This window comes from Pseudarthrobacter sulfonivorans (assembly GCF_024391045.1).
Taxonomy (GTDB): Bacteria; Actinomycetota; Actinomycetes; order Actinomycetales; family Micrococcaceae; genus Arthrobacter; species Arthrobacter sulfonivorans_B.
Genome location: NZ_JANFCZ010000001.1, coordinates 203,861 through 221,924, shown reverse-complemented (window position 1 = coordinate 221,924; position 18,064 = coordinate 203,861). Strand labels below are relative to the sequence as shown.

13 protein-coding genes are annotated in these 18,064 nt (G+C 66.8%); 3 read left to right on the top strand and 10 right to left on the bottom strand.

Going from position 1 to position 18,064, the window contains the following annotated elements:
• Positions 1-4: 4 nt before the first annotated feature.
• Positions 5-1,504 (bottom strand): NAD-dependent succinate-semialdehyde dehydrogenase, encoded by a 1,500-nt coding sequence (locus NQJ30_RS01005; protein ID WP_255767862.1) that lies wholly within the window; start codon positions 1,502-1,504, stop codon positions 5-7.
• A 258-nt stretch (positions 1,505-1,762) separates the two neighbouring features.
• Positions 1,763-2,737 (bottom strand): 16S rRNA (cytidine(1402)-2'-O)-methyltransferase, encoded by a 975-nt coding sequence (rsmI, locus tag NQJ30_RS01000; RefSeq protein ID WP_374113202.1) that lies wholly within the window; start codon positions 2,735-2,737, stop codon positions 1,763-1,765.
• Positions 2,738-2,783: 46 nt separating this feature from the next.
• Between rsmI and NQJ30_RS00995 the strand changes: the two genes are divergently transcribed.
• Both NQJ30_RS00995 and NQJ30_RS00990 read left to right on the top strand, forming a co-directional pair.
• Positions 2,784-4,457, top strand: a complete 1,674-nt coding sequence (locus tag NQJ30_RS00995; protein WP_374113201.1) for a dolichyl-phosphate-mannose--protein mannosyltransferase — start codon at positions 2,784-2,786, stop codon at positions 4,455-4,457.
• Between the two features lie 67 nt (positions 4,458-4,524).
• The gene (locus tag NQJ30_RS00990) at positions 4,525-6,357 is read left to right on the top strand and encodes an AMP-dependent synthetase/ligase (RefSeq protein WP_255767861.1); all 1,833 of its coding nucleotides are present in this window, start codon (positions 4,525-4,527) and stop codon (positions 6,355-6,357) included.
• Here NQJ30_RS00990 and NQJ30_RS00985 read toward each other — a convergent pair.
• The 5 genes from NQJ30_RS00985 to NQJ30_RS00965 form a co-directional block, all read right to left on the bottom strand.
• On the bottom strand, positions 6,354-7,577 hold the full coding sequence (locus tag NQJ30_RS00985) for a TIGR01906 family membrane protein (protein ID WP_255767932.1): 1,224 nt from the start codon (positions 7,575-7,577) through the stop codon (positions 6,354-6,356). The genes NQJ30_RS00990 and NQJ30_RS00985 overlap by 4 nt on opposite strands.
• An 81-nt stretch (positions 7,578-7,658) precedes the next feature.
• Positions 7,659-8,897: a L,D-transpeptidase gene (locus tag NQJ30_RS00980; protein ID WP_255767860.1), complete on the bottom strand. Its 1,239-nt coding sequence runs from the start codon at positions 8,895-8,897 to the stop codon at positions 7,659-7,661.
• 63 nt (positions 8,898-8,960) lie between these two features.
• Entirely contained in the window at positions 8,961-10,448 is a 1,488-nt protein-coding gene (gene ahcY / locus NQJ30_RS00975; protein ID WP_255767859.1) for an adenosylhomocysteinase, read from the bottom strand.
• 72 nt (positions 10,449-10,520) lie between these two features.
• Positions 10,521-10,742, bottom strand: a complete 222-nt coding sequence (locus NQJ30_RS00970) for a Trm112 family protein (RefSeq protein WP_255767858.1) — start codon at positions 10,740-10,742, stop codon at positions 10,521-10,523.
• Between the two features lie 202 nt (positions 10,743-10,944).
• A complete protein-coding gene (locus NQJ30_RS00965) occupies positions 10,945-11,334 on the bottom strand; it encodes a DUF3499 domain-containing protein (RefSeq protein ID WP_255767857.1) in 390 nt (129 codons plus the stop codon).
• Positions 11,335-11,454: 120 nt separating this feature from the next.
• Here NQJ30_RS00965 and NQJ30_RS00960 point away from each other — a divergent pair, with 120 nt between their 5' ends.
• Positions 11,455-11,970, top strand: coding sequence for a metallopeptidase family protein (locus tag NQJ30_RS00960; protein WP_255767856.1), 516 nt, complete (start codon positions 11,455-11,457; stop codon positions 11,968-11,970).
• A gap of 55 nt (positions 11,971-12,025) precedes the next feature.
• On the opposite strand, the gene NQJ30_RS00955 is transcribed toward NQJ30_RS00960, so the two are convergent.
• Genes NQJ30_RS00955 through NQJ30_RS00945 form a run of 3 tightly spaced genes read right to left on the bottom strand, consistent with a single transcriptional unit; the run spans position 12,026 to position 17,677 of the window.
• Positions 12,026-13,783, bottom strand: coding sequence for a DUF5719 family protein (locus tag NQJ30_RS00955; protein WP_255767855.1), 1,758 nt, complete (start codon positions 13,781-13,783; stop codon positions 12,026-12,028).
• Positions 13,773-17,108, bottom strand: a complete 3,336-nt coding sequence (locus NQJ30_RS00950; protein WP_374113200.1) for a glycosyltransferase — start codon at positions 17,106-17,108, stop codon at positions 13,773-13,775. Before NQJ30_RS00950 ends, NQJ30_RS00955 begins: the two co-directional genes overlap by 11 nt.
• A gap of 29 nt (positions 17,109-17,137) precedes the next feature.
• Complete coding sequence (locus NQJ30_RS00945) at positions 17,138-17,677, bottom strand: WhiB family transcriptional regulator (protein WP_255767854.1); 540 nt, start codon at positions 17,675-17,677, stop codon at positions 17,138-17,140.
• Between the last annotated feature and the right edge of the window lie 387 nt (positions 17,678-18,064).

Below are 18,064 nucleotides of genomic sequence, written 5' to 3'. Positions count from 1 at the left end.
GACGTCAGCCGGCGTAGGGGTCGGCAATCCCGATGTACTGGGTGTACAGGTATTCCTCGATGCCTTCGAGGCCGCCTTCGCGTCCCAGCCCTGACTGCTTGACTCCGCCGAACGGTGCCGCGGCATTGGAGATGACGCCGGCGTTCAGGCCCAGCATGCCTGTCTCAAGGCGTTCACCCATCCGGATGCCGCGGTTCAGGTCCTTCGTGAAGACGTACGCCACCAGCCCGAATTCGGTGTTGTTGGCCAGGCGGACCGCCTCATCCTCGGTGCCGAACGTGACGATCGGTGCGACAGGCCCGAAAATCTCCTCGGCCAGGATCCGGGTGCCCTCGGTGACGCCGGTGAGGATGGTGGGCTGATAGAAGTAACCCGGGCCCTCCGCGGCGGCACCGCCCAGGACTGCCTTTGCGCCGGAGGCCAGGGCGTCCGTAACCAGTTCATGGACCTTGTCCCTGCTCTTGGCATCGATCAGGGGACCCACTTTGGACTCGGGTTCGGTGCCACGGGCGGTGGTCATGGCGCGCATTTTCGCGGCGAACTTTTCGGCGAATTCGTCTGCGACCGACTCGTGCACAATGAAGCGGTTGGCTGCCGTGCAGGCCTCGCCCATGTTGCGCAGCTTCGCCAGCATCGCCCCGGCGACGGCGGCATCCAGGTCGGCGTCCTCGAACACCACAAAGGGGGCGTTTCCGCCGAGCTCCATGGAGGTCCGCAGGACGGTCCCGGAGGCATCCGCCAGCAGGCTGCGGCCTACTTCGGTGGAGCCGGTGAAGGACAGTTTCCGGAGCCGCTGGTCCTTAATCAGCGGACCCGTGGTGGCTCCTGCAGTCGAGCTCGGGATGACATTCAGGACCCCGGCCGGCAGGCCGGCTTCGACCATGACGGCGGCGAACAGCTGGGATGTCAGCGGTGTCAGCTTGGCCGACTTCAGCACCATAGTGCAGCCGGCAGCCACGGCGGGGGCGATCTTGCGGGTGGCCATGGCCAGCGGGAAGTTCCACGGCGTGATGAGCAGGCAGGGACCAACGGGCTTCTTGGTGACCAGCAGCCGGGACTTTCCGTCAGGCGACACCGAGTACCGGCCAAAAGCGCGCACCGCCTCCTCGGAGAACCAGCGCAGGAACTCCGCCCCGTAGGTCACTTCCCCGCGGGCCTCCGCCAACGGCTTGCCCATCTCCAACGTCATCAGAAGGGCAAAATCCTCGGCCCGCTCGGTGACCAGATCGAACGCCCGCCGCAGGATTTCGCCGCGCTCCCGCGCCGGCACCTTCGCCCAGGACTCCTGGGCCGCGGCCGCGGCATCCAGGGCCGCCATGCCATCCTCCGGCCCTGCGTCGGCGATGCTCACCAGCACCTTCCCGGTGGCGGGATCTTCGACGTCGAACGTTTTCCCCGAGGCGGCAGGCCGCCACTCGCCGCCGATAAGCAGGCCGGTAGGGACAGAAGCCAGCAGCTCGCTCTCGCGCTCGGCGGTAACAGCAGTCTGTGCAGTGACAGTCACGGTGACTCCCTCGTCAGTTGGATTAGTTGAGCCCCGGGGAGCCATGGGTGGCCGGTCCCGGCGGTGAATTCCCTTTCACAGTACTGCTCCGCCGAATTGAGGGTCTACGCCTGAATGCACCACTTCGTGACCCCGGAATGTGCACCTGCACAACGGTGCACCGGCTTGCCTGCGGCGCGATCCGGGCCTGTTCCGACCCTGACCTGCCGACTGTCCTGCCCGCCGTTCCGCCACTCAGGGGGCCGCCACTCAGGCCAATCAGCGCGCCGCCAGCACCGCCGAGTACAGCTCGCGCTTACTGACCCGCACATCTTCAGCGACGGCGGCCACTGCCTCCTTAAGCCGGATCCCCTGGGCGATCAACTCGTTGACGGCTGCGACGTGGTCTTCCGGCGTGCCCGGCGCCTGCTCGGGTGCGCCGCCGAGCACCACGGCGATCTCACCGCGGACCTCGTTGTTCTCGGCCCAGAGCAGCAATTCCCCCACGGTGCCGCGGAGCACCTCCTCATAGGTTTTGGTCAGCTCGCGGCACACCGCGATCCGCCGCTCGGCGCCAAAGCGTTCCCGGAGCGCGCGCAGCATCGCTTCGAGCCGGTGCGGCGCCTCGAAGAAGACCATGGTCCGGCGCTCAGCGGCCAGGTCCGCAAGCCTCGACGCACGCTCGCCCGCCTTCCTGGGCAGGAACCCCTCGAAGCAGAAGCGGTCAGTGGGGAGACCGGACAACGCCAAGGCCGTCAGCACGGCAGAAGGCCCCGGAACGGCGGTCACGATCAGCCCGGCAGCCACCGCACCTTCCACCAGGCGAAAGCCCGGATCCGAGACCGCCGGCATCCCGGCGTCCGTCACCATGACGAGGGTTTTTCCTGCCCGGACCTGCTCCAGCAACTCTGCTGTCTTGGTGGCCTCATTGTGTTCGTGGTAGCTGATGACCCGCCCGGCAACGGTAATGCCGAGGCTTTGGACCAAACGGTGCAGGCGCCTGGTGTCCTCGGCAGCCACGATGTCCGCCGTGCCAAGCAGCTCGATCAGCCGGGCGGAGGCGTCGCCGGTATTGCCGATCGGCGTGGCCGCCAGGACAATCCGGCCCGGTCCCCCGGCGGTCGGAACAGCAGCGGCCGGAGCATCAGCACCAGGAGCAGCAGCGGCCGGACCCGGCTCAGATTCGGGCGCGGGATCGGAAACGTTGCGATCTGCAGGGCTGGATTCGGCGAAGGTGCTGGGGTTAGGGTCCACCCCACCAGCCTACTGCCGGCGGGGAATGCAGGCAGGAAAAGGTAGCATGGGGCTCGTGACGCAGACCTCGATGCGGCCTGCCGAGGCCAGAAACACCACTGTCCTGGCGGGCCGGCCGTGGCTCGCCCGCCCAACGGAGGCCTTTTCCGCCGCATCCCTCCGCGAGCGCCTCATCGGCGACATCCGCAGCTGGCGTGATTACCCGCCGTCGCTGCGCATCTGGTTCTGGCTGGTTCCAGCCCTGACCACCCTGCTTGGCGGCATCCTCCGCTTTGTGCGCCTGGACAACCCCCACAGCCTGGTCTTCGACGAAACGTATTACGTCAAGGACGCCTACTCATACCTCATCAGCGGCTACGAACGTACCTGGCCGGACAAGGCCAACGACTCCTTCAACGCCGGCAACCCTGCCATCCTGCTGAACAGCCCCGAATACGTGGTCCATCCTCCCGTCGGCAAATGGATGATCGCGGCGGGCATGTGGCTGTTCGGTTCGGAAAATCCCTTTGGCTGGCGGTTCGGTGCTGCACTGACAGGCACCCTGTCCATCCTGCTTCTGACGCTCATCGCACTGAAGCTGTTCCGTTCCCTACCACTGGCCGCAGCTGCCGGACTCCTGCTCGCCGTCGACGGCCACCACCTGGTCATGTCCCGGACGTCGCTGCTCGACATCTTCCTGATGTTCTGGGTCCTGGCCGCCTTCGGCGCCCTGCTGCTGGACCGTGACGACGGGCGGCGCCGCCTCGCCGCCAGGCTCGCAGCGGGTTCGACGACGGGCCGCCCCTCCGGTGGCCAGCTCCTGGCGGGTCCGTGGCTGGGCATCCGCTGGTGGCGGGTCGCGGCGGGCGTGTGCATGGGCCTGGCCATTGGCACCAAATGGTCCGGCCTGTTCTTCCTGGCCGGGTTCGGCATCCTCACTGTCCTGTGGGATTTGAATGCCCGCCGGGTGGCAGGCATCCGGGGCTGGATCAGCGGGGGAGTCATCAAGGACGGGCTGCCTGCCTTCGCCAGCATGGTTCCCGTGGCCGCCCTGGTGTACACGGCAACCTGGACTGGCTGGTTCCGTTCCGGGGATGCCTACTTCCGGCACTGGGCCGAGAACAATCCGGCCGGCGGATGGGGCTGGGTCCCGGACCCGATCCGCTCGCTGGCGCACTACCATCTGGAGGCCTACAAGTTCCACCAGGGCCTGGGCTCGGAGCACCCCTATGAGGCCAGTGCCTGGAGCTGGCTGGTCATGGGCCGGCCAACCTCGTTCTACTACCAGCAGCCCAGCCCGGAGACCGTGGAGTGCGCGGCGGCCCGCTGCGCCTCGGCCATCCTCTCCGTCGGAAACCCGCTGATCTGGTGGAGTGCCGCCATCGCACTGGTGGTCCTGCTTTTCTGGTGGGCAGGACGCCGCGACTGGCGCGCCGGGGCGGTCCTGGCCGGCGTGGCGGCAGGATACCTGCCCTGGTTCATGTATCCGGAACGCACCATGTTCTTCTTCTACGCCGTCTCCTTTGAGCCGTTCCTGATCCTCGCCCTCGTTTACTGCCTGGGCCTGGTCCTGGGCCGGGAAGGCGACCCGCTCTGGCGCCGGCGCTCGGGCCTCTACCTTGTTGCGCTGTTCATCGCCGCCGCATTCTTGCTCTCCGCCTTCTTCTACCCCTTGTGGACCGCGGAGACCATTTCCTATGAGGAATGGCGCTACAGAATGTGGATGCCGTCCTGGATCTAAGGCAGGATGGCAGGAGACCTCGAAATCGCCGCGCGCCGCGGTACGGCTGCGGAACGGAGACGCCCCCGTGCGAGAAGCAAGCACAGAACTCCTGGTGGACCTGGACCCGGACAGCAATGTCACCGACCTCCTGATCCGGCAGGAAACTGCCAACCCCGCCCACCCGCTGTACGCCCGGAAGGGCCCCAACGGCTGGGCTGATGTACCGGCGCACAAATTCCTGCAGGACGTCCGGGCCCTCGCAAAGGGGCTGATTGCCGGTGGCCTGGAACCGGGAGACCGCGTGGTGGTCATGTCCGCCACCCGCTATGAGTGGACGCTGGTGGACTTCGCAATCTGGTTCGCCGGCGGCGTGACCGTGCCCGTCTATGAGAGCTCCTCCGCCGCGCAGGTGGAGTGGATCCTGCACGACGCCGGCGCACGCCACGTGTTCGCCGAGGACCACGCAAAGTTGGCACTGATGGCCGGGGTGCTGGATACCTCGAAGGTCCTGGCGGACCGGCTGGTCAGTGTTGTCAGGATGGACTTCGACGGCGACGCCCCGGACCTCGCCAGCCTCTCGGCGGCCGGAACGGGGGTAACGGACGCCGAACTGGAACGCCACCGCACCGCCGCGGGCCTCAACGACGTCGCGTCACTGGTCTACACGTCCGGCACCACCGGCCACCCCAAAGGCTGCGAAATCACGCACGGCAACTTCGCGCTCGTGGCAGTCAACGTGGTGGCATTCCTGCCCGAAATCCTCAAGCAGCCCCATGCACGCACCCTGATGTTCCTGCCCCTGGCCCACGTCCTGGCCCGCGCGGTTCAGGTGGCATGCCTTCATGCCGGTGCCACGCTGGGCCATGTCAGCACTGCTGCGGCGCTGCTGGAGGACCTGGGAAGTTTCAGGCCGACTTTCCTCCTGGCCGTGCCCCGGATTTTCGAAAAGGTGCGTGCAGGCGCCGCTCACAAGGCGGCCATGGCGGGGAGGACCCGGATTTTTGCGGCGGCCTCCGCAGTGGCGATCCGCTTTTCAACGGAGCAGGACAATGCGGCACGCGGTGAAGGCGCCGGGCCTGGCTTCGCCCTGCGCGTCCAGCATGCCGTTTTTGACCGGCTCATTTATTCCCGGCTCCGCCACACCTTCGGTGGCCGGGTGGGTCACATGGTGTCCGGGGCCAGCGCCCTGGCACCGGACGATGCGCACTTCTTCCGCGGTGCTGGGATCCCCGTTCTGGAGGGCTACGGGCTGACCGAAACCACGGCGCCCTGTACTGCCAACACCGTTGGCCGCTCCCGGGTGGGCAGCGTGGGCATCCCCCTGCCCGGAACCACTATCCGGGTCGCCGAGGATGGCGAGGTGCTCGTCAAGGGCATCGGTGTCTTCAAGGGATACCACGCCAACGAAACCGCCAACGCGGCGGCCTTCGTGGACGGCTTCCTCCGCACCGGCGACCTCGGCGAACTCGACCCCGAGGGTTTCCTGACCATTACCGGCCGCAAGAAGGACCTGCTGGTGACCGCCGGCGGAAAGAACGTAGCTCCCGGGCCGCTCGAAGAAAAAATCCGTCTGCACCAGCTGGTGGACCACGCGGTGGTGGTGGGCGACGGGAAACCCTATGTCGCCGCGCTCGTGAGCCTGGACCCGGCCGGCCTAGAAAACTGGTGCCGGGAAAACCGTGTAGGGCTATTGCCCCTGTCCGAGGCTGCCCGGGACTCCCGCGTCCGGAGCGCCATCCAGGCTGCCGTGGACCAGGCCAACACGCTGGTCTCCAAGGCTGAAGCCGTCCGCAGGTTTACCATTCTGGCAGCGCCGCTCACGGAGGAATCCGGCCACCTGACGCCGTCGCTGAAACTCAAGCGGGCCGCCGTCGTCCACGATTTTGAGGCGGAGATTACCGGGCTGTACGGCAACTAGGCCGGAACCTCAGCGGCCTCCGGGTCATCTTTGAGCAGACCGCGACGGCGGCGGGTGGGCCACGTGATGATCAGCGTCACCACCGATGCCAGGAAGACGAGCCCGGCGATGACGATGCCCGCATCAATCCAGAACTGCCCCGGGAACAGGCGGATCAGGGTATCCTCCAGGGCAAACGTCCAGGACCCGCTGGCGAAGAACAGCCGGTGGAATTCAGTGAAGAACTGCTGCCAGCTCAGCATGGCCAGTGCACCGAGGCCCAGGATGATTGCCAGGGACACGATCGATCCCGCGAACAGCCCCCGCCGCACTCCCCCGGAGCTTCGGCGGCGCAGATACGCGATAGCGATGATGCTGAGCACGATCAGGACCGCCCCGGCGGCGAACGCCGAGAGGATGACCATCTTTACGTCCGCCATGTGGCTGACTTCGCCGCTCTTGAACAGGTTGCCGCCGCTGCGGTTCACCAGGTCTCCGAGGTACCGCGGGCCCGCCCAGTTACTGAGATAGTCGACGGCGTAGGAACCGTACGTCATCCTGTCGTCCGTGCTGAAGCCGTACCCGTCGCCGGGAAAACCGGGCCTGTTGTACTCGATCCACAGGAACAGGGGGCTGGTCACGGCCCGGACGGCGAGCACCAGCAGGATGACCGGGTAGAACAGGGCGAGGAGGACCTGCCAGATACGCGGGGCCACCGGTTTTGCGTTGGCGGCGCTTTCCCGCTCCGCGTTGCGGCGTTCCACTTCCTCCTCGGGAGGGCGGACCTGGAGTGCCGACGTGGGCAGCGGTTCGTTGTAAGGGCTGGCCTGGTGGCGGGCCCCGCCGGTGAGGGGTGCTTCCCGCCCGGCAGCCGGCTCAGAATCTGCGGTGTCGTCCCAGGCAGGCTCCGGCTCTCGACGGTCCGGCACACGAGGCCCGGTCACCTCCGGTTCGGCTGCTCCGGGCTCCCGCGTTGCCGGTTTCGCGGGAGCAGGGTTGGCTGCCGCGGGTTCGTCAGCAGCGGGTTTGGCTGCTGCCGGCGTGGCGGCACCAGGCTCGAAGGCGGCAGGTTCGACGGCGGCAGGTTCGACGGCGGCTTCCGCCGCTTTGCGGTCGGCGCGGCTTTCGGGCTGACCCGTCATCCAGGCAAATGCGGGCTCATCCGAGTCCGAAGAAGTATCAAGGTGCGGATCCGGCTGCGGATCCGTGCGCTTGGCAGGGGTCGGCGAGTTGTCGTTCACAGCAGCGTCACTTCCGTTGGGGTCCTTGCCGCCCGGCTCTGGTCCGGGCAGCACAGGGTGTCTGGTGTCGAGCCTACCGGCCTAGTTGTCATACTGGGCCCAGGGGATGTTCCAGTCCCCGTAGCCGTCGTCCAAGGCGGCGTAGTCGCCTTCGGTGTTGACGATCTGCACAACATCTCCGGTGGTCATGTTGTCAAAGACCCACGCTGCGCCGTCGGGAGCGAACCCGATGCAGCCGTGGGAAACGTTGGTGTTTCCGATGTAGGGGTAGGCGGACTCGAGCGCCTGGTGGATGTATGCCCCGCTGAGCGTCAGCCGGATGGAGTATTCCACATCCACTTCACCGTAGTACGCCGGGTCCCCTGGTTTGAGGCCGATGCTGGCGGCACGGAAGTGGTCGAAGCGGTTCTTCTCCATCAGCACGGCGTACCCGCGAGCGGACGGGAAGCGCTCGTCCCCCATGCTGACCGGAAGGGTCTTCACCACCTGGTCATTGACGCTGAGGGTGAAGGTGTGCGCGGAGGCGTCGGCAATGGCAACCTTTTTGTCACCGAAACGGATGTTCGCCTTCTTGTTGAAGTTGGCGATCTGGCCGTTGCCAAGATCAACACCGAAAAGCTGCAGGTCCATGGTGACGGTGGAGTTGGCGGCCCAGAAAGCTTCGGGGCGGTAACGGACCATGGTGTCGCTGAACCAGTGGAAGGCCCCCACCTGGCCGGCGCTGGAGGTGATCTTGATGGCCTTTTCCACCGCGTCCCGGTTGACCACCGGCTCACTGAATACGACCTGGAGCGGCTGGCCGACTCCCACCTTCATCCCGTCCAGGGGGTAGATCGCGGCGTCGGCCTCGTGGGTGCTGGACACCGTATTGAATGACTGCGTGGCGGTGGACTGGCGCCCTGCTTCGTCGGTGACCACGTACGTGTAGCTGTATTCAGTATTGAACTTCAGCGGCGCCGTAGCGGACCAACTGCTGCCGTCGGTGGCGAAGGTGCCCGGGATTGCGTCTCCCGAGGTGCTGGTCAGGGTGACGCTTTCTATCCTGCCGTTGCCCACCTTGACCGACGCCGGCGTGGCCGGGTTGACCTGCTTGGCGGACGCGGCGGGCGTGATGTCCACCTTCACCGGAGCCACCACGGGCGATGCCACGCCCGGTGCCGAACGGACCGCCGAGGCTGCTTCCGATTCCAGGGCGCCACGAGTGAGGCCCGGAGCGACGGCGGCAAAAACGCCGCCGGCCGCAGCCAGGACGCAGACGGCTGCCAGCACGAAAATCTTTCTGGCTGTCGACATACGGTGTGGCTTTGCTGCAGGCTCCATAGTCCGATCTTAATGGTTGAAGATCACAACCCCGGGCGTGGTCGGCGCCCGGGGAGTCACACCTCAGTAACGATAGTGCTCCGGCTTGTACGGGCCGGCGACGTCGAGGTCCAGGTAGGCGGCCTGTTCCTTTGACAGTTCGGTGAGCTCGACGTCGAGGGCGTCCAGGTGGAGCCGGGCAACCTTTTCGTCGAGGATCTTGGGCAGGACGTAGACCTGGTTCTCATACTCCCGCCCGCCCTCAGGCTGGTCCCGCTTGGTCCACAACTCGATCTGGGCAATGGTCTGGTTGGCGAAGGAGTTGCTCATCACGAAGGACGGGTGGCCGGTGGCGTTGCCAAGGTTCAGCAGCCGTCCTTCGGACAGGACGATGATGGAACGGCTGTCCTGCCCGGTGGCCGGATCGGCTTCGAACACCCACTCGTGCACCTGGGGCTTGATCTCGACCTTCCTGATGCCCGGGATCCGGGCCAGGCCGGCCATGTCGATCTCGTTGTCGAAGTGGCCGATGTTGCCCACGATGGCTTTGTCCCGCATCCCTGCCATGTGCTCGGCGAGGATGACGTCCTTGTTACCGGTGGTGGTGATGAAGATGTGGCCTTCGCTGAGGACGGACTCAAGCTTGGCCACCTGGTAGCCGTCCATGGCTGCCTGGAGGGCGCAAATGGGATCGATTTCGGTCACGATCACGCGGGAGCCCTGGCCGCGGAATGCCTCCGCGGCGCCCTTGCCGACGTCGCCGTAGCCGCAGACGACGGCGACCTTGCCGCCCATGAGGACATCGGTGGCACGGTTGATGCCATCGGGCAGGGAGTGCCGGATGCCGTACTTGTTGTCGAACTTGCTCTTGGTGACCGAGTCGTTGACGTTGATGGCAGGGAACAGCAGCTTGCCCTGTTCCGCGAGCTGGTAGAGGCGGTGCACGCCGGTGGTGGTTTCCTCTGTGACGCCGCGCAGGCGGGAACCGATCCGGGTCCAGCGCTGGCTGTCCTCCTGCAGGGAGGTGCGGAGCACGTTCAGGAAGATCCGGCCTTCGTCGGACTCGTCCTCGGCTGCATCCGGCACAGCGCCGGCGGCTTCGAACTCAACTCCCTTGTGGACCAGCATGGTGGCGTCGCCGCCGTCGTCGAGGATCATGTTCGGGCCAAGTTCCGGGTCGGCGTCAGCGCCGGGCCAGGTGAGGATCTGCTGCGCAGTCCACCAGTACTCTTCGAGGGTTTCGCCCTTCCAAGCAAACACCGGGACGCCCCGGGGGTCCTCAGCCGTGCCGGTTCCCACCACAACGGCGGCCGCAGCTTCGTCCTGGGTGGAGAAAATGTTGCAGGAGGCCCAGCGTACCTCGGCACCGAGGGCGGTGAGCGTTTCGATCAGGACCGCTGTCTGCACCGTCATGTGCAGGGAGCCGGCGATCCGTGCGCCCTTCAGCGGCTGGCTGGGGCCGAACTCCCGGCGAAGGGACATCAGACCCGGCATCTCGTGCTCAGCCAGCCGGATCTGGTGGCGGCCTGCTTCGGCCAGCGAAATGTCGGCAACCTTGTAGTCAATTGTCATGGGTATTCCTTTGCTCAGTCCGATAGCGGCGACGGCGTTGATGCATCTGCTGCAGGTCGGTTGGGTTAAAAGTCAGGAGGCGGCTGAGTCGTGCTGGTCGGAGCCGGCCGCGGTGGCGGCCTGCAGCAGTTCCGGCGGAAGGAGGAGCGGGATGCCGTCCTGGATGGGATACCGGAGCTTCCCGCCCGACTCTCCCGCCGCCGTCGACACGAGCTCTTCGCCTTCCTGGACCAGCGGTGAGCCGGTCACGGGACAGCGCAGGACGGACAACAGCTCAGGACTGATCTTTGCCATGGTTGATGCTCCCGAAAGGGCGCGCGTTGGCGCCGGTGGCTGACTGATTAGCAGGTTCAAGCCTACCGCCACATCAGCACCGGCCAGGCGTCCGACGGCGGGCGTTCGCAATCAGAAGGTGTACGGGCCGGAGGGCTGGCCGGAGCACGCCACATACACGCGGCACGTACAACCCAGCACGGCCGCAATCAGTGGCTGGCGGTCAGGACGGTTCGCGCAGGATACGCAGGTGGCCCCTGCGGGTACCTTCGGCACCGGCAGGCGCTTCCAGTGCTGAATGCGAGGCCCGCTGGGCCTGCGTCGGCTGTGGCTTGGGTGGCAGCGCCGCTGCTTCCCGGACCGCGTTGGCCAGGGCAAGGAGGTCGTCCGGGCCCGGCTGATGCGGCGTGGTGGGCATCGCCAGGCGGAGCACCTCCCAGCCGCGGGGAACGGTCAGCGACCCCGCATGCTGCTCGCACAAATCGTAACAATGCGGCTCGGCGTAAGTGGCCAGCGGACCCAGAACGGCGGTGGAGTCCGCATACACGTACGTCAAAGTAGCCACCGCTGACTGACGGCAGGCGGATCTTGAACATTGACGGATAGCTCCCACGACATCACAGACTACTCTGCCCGGCCCGTGTTTCCCGGCATTTGCCGCCCCAATCGCCGGGTCTCCGAACTGGGTCGCGTTGGTGTCGCGTAAATGTGCGGCCGGGTTTACAGTCAATGTATGCAGTCATCGAACCATGATTCAGCTTTTTCGGTCCGTTTGGCTGACCCGGACGCCCGAAGCGGGGAAGCGGTACCGGCCTCAACGGGCCGAAGCTTTGCGATGCGCCGCAGGAACCGCCACGGACGCGGCCTGCGGGGGGAATTGGTCCTGCCCACGCACCCCGGGTACCGCACGCGGTCCGACCGTTTTGATGACATGGTGCTCGACTCCGCGCAGCGGCTCCACGATATCTGGGGCAAGACGCTGGACGGCGTCCGGTTCGCCGTGGACGAAATACCCCCGGACCTGGAGCAACTGGTGGCCAACGCCGCGCCTCCGCCCCTGGGTGTTTACACTCCGGCCACGGGCGGGGAGGGCCCGGTGATCACCTTGTACCGCCGGGTGGTGGAACAGGCCTGCGGCAGCCGGGAGGAACTCCAGGACCTGGTCCACGACGTCGTGGTGGAGCATACCGCCGAGATGCTCGGCGTGGCTCCGGAAACTCTCGACCCTGTCTACCGCCGCAGGTACTGAGCACCCGCACAGTAACTGGTTCGTTACCGCCTGCTTTGCGGGTACCGCACCAGCCTTAATAGCCGAGGGCGACGGCCACTTTTTCCTGTCCCGACGCGGCCGGCATCAAGGCCAGGGTCGAAACGTCCTCCCGGCCTTCCTGTTCGAGCAGCAGGGCGCCGTAGGCCGCGTCACCCGAAGCGGAGACCACGTAGGCCACCACCGGTGAGTCGCCGACCGATTCCGGGAGCTTGATGGAGGTTGTGGTTCCGCCGGCGACGTCGGCGGTCGCGGCCGGCCGGATCTTGCCGTCCGCGGTGATGGGTGCATAGGAGATCGTGGCCCTGTTCTCCAGCACGCCGAAGACCAGGCTGCGGTCACCGCCCTGCGGTACAGGAACAACATGCTGGCTGCCCAGCCGGACGCCGGAGGCTGCCCAGGCAACATCGGATGCCTTGTCACCGTTGACGCCGCGAGTAACCCGTGCCGACGCCACGAACGACACATCCGAACTGGCGGACACGGTGTAGTGGCCGGCCGGGACACCTGCCAGTGAGATCTCCGTGACGGACCCCGCCTTCGCAGTGACCACACCCCCGCCGGGCAGGGCCTTCTGACCGTCGCGGCCAAAAAGCTTGACCTCTACTACCGCATCTGCCGGGCCTGGGACGGTGATGCCAAGGGAGGGTCCGGCGTCGCCAAAACCGCTTTTGCCGGTAATGGCCGAAATCCCGGCGGCGTCCTGGATGTCCAGGCCGGTCATGACCTGGCGGGCTGCCGGAGCGGCCCCGGGCACGATGAAGTCCACGCCGCCGGGCGTGAGTCCCCGAAGGACGCTTTGTTGAATGGTTGCCGCCACGGGACCGCCGGCGCTGCGGACATGAACGCTCAGCTGCGCCTCACTGGGGGCCAGCCCGGCGAGGACGATCGACCGGGTGGTGCCTGGAGCGACAAGAAGGCCCCTGCTGCCGGGCGCCTGGATCTGCCCTTTGCTGCCAAACAGCTCCAGGCTCACGGTGGCCGGCGTACTCGAAGCGTTGCTGAGGATCAGGACGGACGTGCGGCCTACCGTGGTACTGGCCCCGGCGAGCCACAGGTCGTTGGCCGGCGGCGTGCAATTGGCTGCAGCTGAGCCCTGCAGGTCGCCGTCCGTGGCCGAATATTTCAGCGCACCGGCCGCTGACGCTTTCTGGCCTGCCATGGCCTCCGCACCCAGCACGGTGGCGCCGTTCACGCTGTGACCGTTCAGTACCCCGGCTTTCAGTTCCTGGGGACCGGCCTCCTGGGCCGGCTGGCCGCCGCCCTTGGCGATCTCGACGGCGGGAGTCCCGTTAAGCGCGGCAAGCTGGCTGGCCGGCAGGACACCACCGGGCGCGCTCAGCACGGCGCCGGTGACCACGCTTTTGGCGGTTGCAGACTCGGGGCTGAACTGGGGATCGGTGCCGGCAACAGTGCCTTCGAGCAGCCGTGCCGGTCCGGGACAGACCCCGACGCTTGAGCCGGCGGGGACGGAGGCGAGCACGGCAGGGATGTCGCGGCTTCCTGTGGCCTGTGGCGCGTACGATGCGCCGGCAACGATGCCGCCGGTTGCGGCGACGATGGCCACTGCGGAAAGCAAACCGGTGAGCAACTCCCTGGACGGTGTCCTCCGGGCGGCGGGCCCGGCCGGTGCGGGGGGCTTGGCCGGTGCAGGTGGTTTGGCTGGCGCGGGGGCACCGGCGTTGGCAACGGCCGGAGCCACGGGCCGAGCGCCGTCGATGTTGTCCTGTACCTGTGCCGCGGTTCCCGCAGCCTTTCCGCCCGCGGGTGCGGAGCCTGGCGCATCATGCTGCATTCTGGTGTTCCTTACGCAAAGATCCCTCGTCCCGTGACAGGCCCGTGTTGGGCCGCCGGGCGGGCATGGGCAGGGCGAGTATCACGGTGAGGACGAAGACGGTGACCTGCGCGATTCCCGACCATAGGGCCCACGGGGCGTCATACCGGATGGTCAACTGTCCGGCCGTCGCCGGCAAGGTGAAGGCCTGGGCGGAACCTGAGGTTGTGGCGGTGAGTTTCCGGCCGTCGAACCAGGCGCTCCATCCCGGATCCGCCCGTTCAGCGAGGACCACGAGCCGGCCTTCCACACCCCCGGAAACGGCGGTGTCGACGTCGTCGTATCTGGAGGGTACCAGCGCCACCGTGGCTCCGGCCGGGTCCACAATCCGCACCCGGTGGGCAACGTCAGCAGGCTGCAGGGCAGGCTGGTTGAGTGGGGTAATCCGCCAAAGCCAGCCCACGTCCGTCTGGCCTACGGCAACCAGGCCCGGGACCGCGTCCATCCGGCTGGCCGTCAGCTGGGCTGCCGTGTCCGCGGAGCGCAGCACCACGAATCCGGCGCCCAGGCGCTCCAGCTCCGGCCGGGGATCGACGCCCTGACCGGCCACCAGGGTGGCTACAACGCTGCGGAGCGAAGCCGTGACATCGTCATCTTCCCGGAGTGTCTCGTGGCCGGGAGGGCCCATGATGTTCCGGGCCGCGGCGATGGCCGAAAGGCTGTCCAGGGTGGTGCCCGCGCCGCGCATCAGCGACGCGTCGAAAGTGCCGTTCTCATGGGTGCTGATCAGCAAGGTGCGCGTCTGCTCCGGCCCCGTACCCCGGTCAATCGCCGTAGCGGGAAGCGTTCGTGCATTTCCCGCCTCAATAAGCCGCGGCGTACCAAGCGCAGGTCCGCCCGGACCGTCGACGGCCTGCGCTGTGGCAGCTGTCCGAAGAATGTTCTGGGCCGACCATGCCGCCATGCCGGCCAAAGGGCCGGCGAGGAAGATGACGATGGCGACGGCTGTGGCGGAACGAAGGGCAACGCTGCGCCTCGCGTTCACCGACGCGGAGCGGTCGGCGGCGTCCAGCAGGCGCTCGGCACCGATGAGGGCGGCTGCAAGGAGTGCGAAGCCGGCGCCCGAAACAGCCGGCCCGGTGAACGGGGCGACCAGGGTGTCTGCGTTTGCCCCTGTCGCAACGTGGCCGGCGAGCCAGCCACCCGCCAGGACGATCAGGGCCGCCACCCACAGGGCGCGGGCAGGGCGGTTGCGTTTGCCAGGGAGAAACAGTGCGGCAGCACCGAGTACCAGGACCGGGACGGCCACGAGCAGCGCCAAAAGGAGCGCCCACGGGATGATGTCCCCGTTGAACCACGCAAGGCCGTAGAGGCCGCCGCCGGGTGCAAAGGCCAGCGGCTGGCCCAGCAGCTGCTGCCACAGCGGTGCCGGTTCAAATCCGAGCGGAACACCCGGATCAGCCAGGAGCGCCCGGGGCCGGTCCATGACGGAGAGTCCAAAGGGAAGGAAGAGTGCAGCGCTGGGCAGCAATGCCCACCACACCGTGCGGCCGCGCCTGCCAAGCAGTAGCCCACACAGCACAACCAGCACCACGGCGGGGATCAGCAGAGAGGGTGCGGAGGCGGCAACCACGGCCAGGGCCAGGCCTGCAGCGGCGGAGGCGGTCCACGACGGCATGCCGTTGATCCCCGGCCGGGAAGGCGGCTTTTCGGTGAACCGGCGATCGCCCGGGGACGGCAGGGCGAACCGCCCGTGGCCCACAGCGGACCCGGTGGCGCGGAGGAGCCCCAAAGCCAGCAGGGGGATCATGATGTGGGCCACCAGAGCCCCCACCCGGCCCTGGTTGAGGGCCACCTGCAGTGCGGGTGCTGCAGCCCAGAACAGTGCCGCAATAAATCGGAAGCGGCGCCGGGTGGTTACTCCGCCCGCGGCAAACCACGCCGTCAGCCCCGACAGCGGAGCCGCGAGCAGCAGCAGCCAGGCCATGGCCGCATTGGCATCCCCGCCGCCAAGGACGCCAAGAACCCACAGCACATAGTCGAAAGGGTCACCCTTTCCGGGAAGGCCTGCGCCCAGGCTGATCCACCAGCTTGAGGCGTGATGCCAGATTTCGCCCAGGGATGCCGATACCGGTATCAGGCCGCCACCGGAAACCGCCTCGGCACGGAACAGGCCGCTGAGAGCCGTCAGGGAGGCGGCGGAGGCGATGATCACGGCCGCAAGCGCGCCAGCCCCCACCCAGCCGCGTTCGGTGGTGGTCAACGCGGCGAAGTCGTCTGACGAGTCGCCTGTCGGCTGGTCAGCGAGGGGATCGTGAACCAGGCCGTCGGCAGTGGACTTGTCTGCGCCCAGGGCCTCGATCAGGGAGCGGCGGTGGTTCCAGACTTCGCGGCGCGGGGTCTGCAGTTTCCTGATGACCGAACGCCGGATCCGGCGGGTACTGGCCGCCGTGGTGCGCGATTTGGCCAGGGCAGCGGGCCGTGCCAGGGCCGCGAAGGTGGCGACGAGCTGGGAAAGTCCATGCCCCGGGTCCTTAACGGCCACACTGAGCACGAGCTTGAAAATGCTGCCGAGCAGCGCGCCCAGGGCGTGGAAGGGCACTTTCCAGAGTGGGGCATGCTTGAGCCGGAGGTGGACCTGCGCCTTCCGGGCCGCCGAGGGGTTGCCTTGCGCGTGGGGCCGGTGGGCCACATGCAGCATCCGCGCCGTGGGCACCACAACCACACGATGGCCGGCCAAGCGGTTGCGCCAACAGAAGTCCACGTCATCGCCGGTTCCCGGCAGTGCGGGGTCAAAGCCTCCCAGGTGTTCCCAGATGTCACGCCGCACCAACATGCCGGCTGAATTGACCGCGAACGTGTCCGAGCGGCCGTTGTACTGGCCCTGATCGAGTTCGTCGGCGTCGATCAGGGTGAGCCGCTCCGCCCACCTGCTGGTGGACAGTCCAACGTCGATCAGGCGGCGTTCGCTGTGCCAGTCGAGTTGCTTGCACCCGGCGACCGTGACAGAAGGTGCGCGTTCCACTGCCCCCAGGAGTTCCGCCAGGGCCTCCGGAGCAGGGGCCGCATCGTCGTGGAGCAGCCAGATCCACTCTGCAGCGGCGCGTTCGGACTGCCCGTCCCACGGTGAGTGCGCGGCGAGCCCGGCGCGCACGGCACCGCCCATCCCGCTCCTGCCGTGCGGAAACCTGATGACATTCTCTATGCCTAGGGACCGTTCCAGGAGGACCGCGGAATCGTCGCGGGAGCCGGTATCCACTCCGATGACGGAATCGGCGGGACGTGTCTGGTCCGCGAGGGCGGCCAGCGTTCTGGGGAGATAGGCACTGCCGTTGTGGGAGACCACAACGGCAGTGACATGTACTTCCTGAAGAATTAGCTTGCTCGCTTCCTTAGCCGCCGGCGTTCACGCTCGGAAAGGCCGCCCCAAATGCCGAACCGTTCATCATTGGCCAACGCGTATTCCAGGCACTGTGACCGCACGTTGCAGGCGCCGCAGACCTTCTTGGCGTCCCGCGTGGATCCGCCCTTTTCCGGGAAGAAGGCTTCCGGGTCGGTCTGGGCGCACAAGGCATCAGTCTGCCAGCCGAGTTCGCCTTCGTCGTCAAAGTCCTGCTGGAAAGGCAGTCCGATCCAGACCGGCTGGGTTGTCTGGGGGCCGGACGTCAGCAGTTCCATGGGCGGGTCGAGTTCGTCCCCGTCCTCGGGATGCCCGCGGTCCAGGAGCGCCTCGTGCGCCGCCAGGAATGCCGTTGCCTGGTCCTGGAGGGAGTCTTTGGTGTTTCGGTTGTAGCGGTCCGCGGCGTCAGGATCGGCGGGATCCACATACCAGTCGCTCGGTACTCCCCGGGCGCGGTATTTTGCCGTTGCCTGGCCGGCGACGGCATCTTCATGGATACGCTCTGCTTGCCCCACGGCGACCCTCCTGAATGTTTGCAGCCACTGCATGGTTCCCATGGACACTCGGTTGAGTGCGGGTATTTATGCAGTCGCTTTCGATATCTAATTACACGTGTGTAACTAGCGGGGAGTCAAGCCGTCGCTCGGATAATAATCAACTTTCCCGACGAAACGCCGTCACGCCACGCCCGGGAATTTTTTCCAGGTTCGACGTGCCGGACGACGGCCACGTCCACTGCGACGCCAAACGGCCGTGCGCGCCAAGAATAACGGCCAAAACTACAGGCGCTGACGCAATAAGGCAAATCACCTGACAAACTCAACGTGACTAAGATCACATTGATTTTCCAGGATGCGGGCCAGGAATTCAGCACCTGGGAGAGGCCTCCCGCCGCGAGGGGC

What these genes read in the sequence shown, in the direction of transcription:
- ahcY (WP_255767859.1), bottom strand. Translation starts at nt 10,448, where the DNA reads ATGACAATTGACTACAAGGTTGCCGACATTTCGCTGGCCGAAGCAGGC.
- NQJ30_RS00960 (WP_255767856.1), top strand. Translation starts at nt 11,455, where the DNA reads ATGCAGTCATCGAACCATGATTCAGCTTTTTCGGTCCGTTTGGCTGAC.
- NQJ30_RS00995 (WP_374113201.1), top strand. Translation starts at nt 2,784, where the DNA reads ATGGGGCTCGTGACGCAGACCTCGATGCGGCCTGCCGAGGCCAGAAAC.
- NQJ30_RS00970 (WP_255767858.1), bottom strand. Translation starts at nt 10,742, where the DNA reads ATGGCAAAGATCAGTCCTGAGCTGTTGTCCGTCCTGCGCTGTCCCGTG.
- NQJ30_RS00980 (WP_255767860.1), bottom strand. Translation starts at nt 8,897, where the DNA reads ATGGAGCCTGCAGCAAAGCCACACCGTATGTCGACAGCCAGAAAGATT.
- NQJ30_RS00955 (WP_255767855.1), bottom strand. Translation starts at nt 13,783, where the DNA reads ATGCAGCATGATGCGCCAGGCTCCGCACCCGCGGGCGGAAAGGCTGCG.